The sequence below is a fragment of the Roseateles sp. P5_B10 genome, from assembly GCF_056400485.1.
On record NZ_JBFULE010000648.1, the window covers coordinates 1 to 3,002 of the forward strand.

3 protein-coding genes are annotated in these 3,002 nt (G+C 71.9%); 2 read left to right on the forward strand and 1 reads right to left on the reverse strand.

The annotated features are described in order from the left end of the window. Positions 1-1,034, forward strand: a 1,034-nt coding sequence (locus tag AC1DU6_RS25385; RefSeq protein WP_477860474.1) for a diguanylate cyclase domain-containing protein, incomplete at its 5' end; no start/stop codon positions are given. Between the two features lie 53 nt (positions 1,035-1,087). Next, positions 1,088-2,557, forward strand: coding sequence for a hypothetical protein (locus AC1DU6_RS25390; protein WP_457322417.1), 1,470 nt, complete (start codon positions 1,088-1,090; stop codon positions 2,555-2,557). 7 nt (positions 2,558-2,564) lie between these two features. Here AC1DU6_RS25390 and AC1DU6_RS25395 read toward each other — a convergent pair. After that, a partial coding sequence (locus AC1DU6_RS25395; RefSeq protein WP_477860476.1) for a DUF72 domain-containing protein occupies positions 2,565-3,002 on the reverse strand: 438 nt, incomplete at its 5' end.

Consider the following 3,002-nt stretch of genomic DNA (forward strand, 5'->3'; position numbering starts at 1 on the left):
CCGTCGTCTTCGAATCCGAGACCGGCCCCAGTGACGGCCAGGCCCGCCAATACCAGCAGACCTATGTGCCGGAGTTCGACCCCGACGGCCAGGTCGTCGGCGTCTTCGCGGTGACCTTCGACATCACCGACCGCAAGCTCGCCGCCCAGCGTCTCGGCGACGCCCAGGCCCACCTCAAGGCCATCGCCGACAACCTGCCGGTGCTGATCTCCTATATCGACCGCAACCAACGCCTGACCTTCGTCAACAAGACCTTCGAGGAATGGATGGGCGTGGCCCCCGAACTGGCCGTCGGCAGCCACMTGAAAGCGCTGATCGGTCCCGAGCTCTATGCCCAGYGCCAGCCGGCCCTGGAGCAGGCGCTGCGCGGCGAACGCGTTGAATTTGAGGTCGCGTCCCAGGCCCTGGGCCTGACCCGGTACCTTCACACCGTCTACATCCCCGACCGGCGCGCCGACGGCAACGTCGCCGGCGTCTACACCCTGTCCACCGACATCACGGCCACCAAGGACATCGAGCGCCGGTTGCATGAACTGGCCCGCATCGATCCGCTGACCCGCCTGCCCAACCGCCGCGAGTTCGAGGAAAGGCTGGCCCTGGCGCTGGCGCGCGCCCGCCGCGGCCAGAAGGCCCTGGCCTTGATCTTCATGGACATCGACCACTTCAAGCGCATCAACGACGGCCATGGCCATGCCGCCGGTGATGCCGTGCTCAAGGAATTTGCCACGCGCATCCGCGGCGCCGTGCGCAGCACCGACACCGCGGCGCGCCTGGCCGGCGACGAGTTCGTCGTCATCCTGGAAGGCCTGCTGAGCGATGCCGAGGCGTCGCACGTGGCGGCCAAGCTCGTCGATGCCATCCGCCCGCCGATGCCACTGCCCGCCGGCGGCGAGATCCTCGTGACGACCAGCGTCGGCATGGCCTGCTGGGGCGGCGTGGGCGACGGTGCCGACGACCTTCTCGAGCGCGCTGACCGGGCCCTGTACCGCGCCAAGGCCGCCGGGCGTGACACCTTCGCGCAAACCATCTTCTGATCGACGGAGCTGGTAACAACCCGGGCGCGGCGTCGGGCCAAAATGCGCCCGCAGTGACTGCCGCCGTCGCCCTTCCCCGCCGTTTGCCGCCCGACCCCAAGCAGCTGCAGCGCTGCCTGCTGCTGGCGGTGCTGCTGCACGTCTGGCTGGTGCTCGTCTTCGGCAACGCCAGCGGCACGGCCGCGCCGGGCCAGGGTGTCTGGGGCAGCCTGACCGTCAAGCTGCTGGGCCGCAGCGGCAGTGAAGCCGGCGCGCCGCCGAACGACAGCAGCACGGCCGACTCCGGCGGACAGCGTGTGCCAACGCCCGCCGTTACCGAAGCTGGCGCCGCCAGGCTGGGCCGCACGAACCCGCAGGAAGTGCCACCCGAAGCCGCCCGTACCGAGGAGCCCTCGCCCGCACCRCCAAGCGCGGCGACGCTGGAGCTGCCCGAAGGCTTCAAACCCGTGGAGCGCGAGAACCTCAGTGCACCGCCGCGCACCGCGCCGCTGCAAACGCCCTCGGTGGAACTGCCCGCCGCCGTTGGCCGCCTGGAAGCCAGGCCCGAGGCTGCCGTGGCGCCATTGCCCTCCGCCACCAGCCTGCGTGCGCCGAGCCGCCCGACCGAACTGCCCACCCTGCCTGCCGATCTGCCCTCGGCGGTGCGCCGCCTGGAGGCTGCACCCGCCGCACCCGCGCCCGCCTTGCCCCGCCCGGCTGAGCTGCGTGCTGCGCCTGCGCCGGCCGCCACCGCCACGCCGAGTGTCGAACTGCCGGCCCCGGTGCGCCGCCTCGAGGCGTCAGCCGAGGCGGGTGTGAGCCGGGCACCGCCACGCGCCGCCGAGCTGCGTGCCGCGCCGCCCAGCACCGTCGCCCAGCCTGAACCGAGCACCGCCCTGCCCTCCGCCGTACAGCGGCTGGAGGCGCCGACAGCCGAAGGCGGCGCCGTCACGCCGCTGACGCGCTCCAGCGAACTGCGCGCACCAGCGGCAGCCGCCACGACCACGGCGCCGGCGCTGAACAGCCAGGACCTGCCGGCACCGGTGCGCCGCCTGGAGTCGGCCGATGGCGGTGCTGCAGTCACGCCGCTGCAAAGCACCGCCACCCCGCGAACCGCCGCGGCCGCACCTGGCGCGTCGGCGCTGAACGAGCTGTCAGGCAACGTGCCCGGCGAGGTCAACGCCCCGGCCGGCCCGGCGAAAGGCGATCCCAACGCCAGCCCTTATGCCGCACCCAAAGCTGCGGCAGGCTCGCCCGATGCCGGCTCACGCCTGGGCCCCGACCTGCCCATGCCGCCGTCGGCCGCGGCCAGCGCACCGCGCGCGCCGCTGAACCTGTCACTGCCGCGCGGTGACATTGCCGCCCGCCGCGGCCCGGGCCTGGTCGACATGCTGCCGCAGCCACCGGAGCGCAAGTCCAAGCTCGAGCAGTCCATCGAAGATGCCGCCAACAAGGACTGTCGCAAGGCCTACGCGAACGCCGGCATCCTGGCCGCCCTGCCACTGGCCGTGGACGCGGCGCGCGGCAAGGGCTGCAAGTGGTGAGCCGGGTTCACAGCAGGGCCTGAAGCCGCAGTGCATCCTGCAGCGCCGCACCGGACGCTGTGTTGTCGAAGACGCACCAGCAGGGCACGTCTCGCGGCAGCAACTCGGCGCGCTCCTGCAACCAGGCCTCTTCATAGGGTGACCAGTAGATGCGCGGCGAGCCATGCCAGCGGAAGTAGTGCAGGCCTGGCCAGCCGCCGGGCTCGTGGGAACCCGGCCACTTGGCCGGGTCGACCGCAGCACGCGCCACCTCGTGATCGCGCAGCAACTTCTCTGCCTCGAGTGAGAACCAGCTCAGATGGCGCGGCTCGCAGACGACGCCGCCACCGAACACCGCATGCACTTGCTTGAAGAAGCGGTCGGCCACGCCGGCGTCGAAATGCAGGGATGGCGGCAACTGCACGAGCAGCACGGCCCATTTCTGGCCCAGGGCACCGGCTTCGCC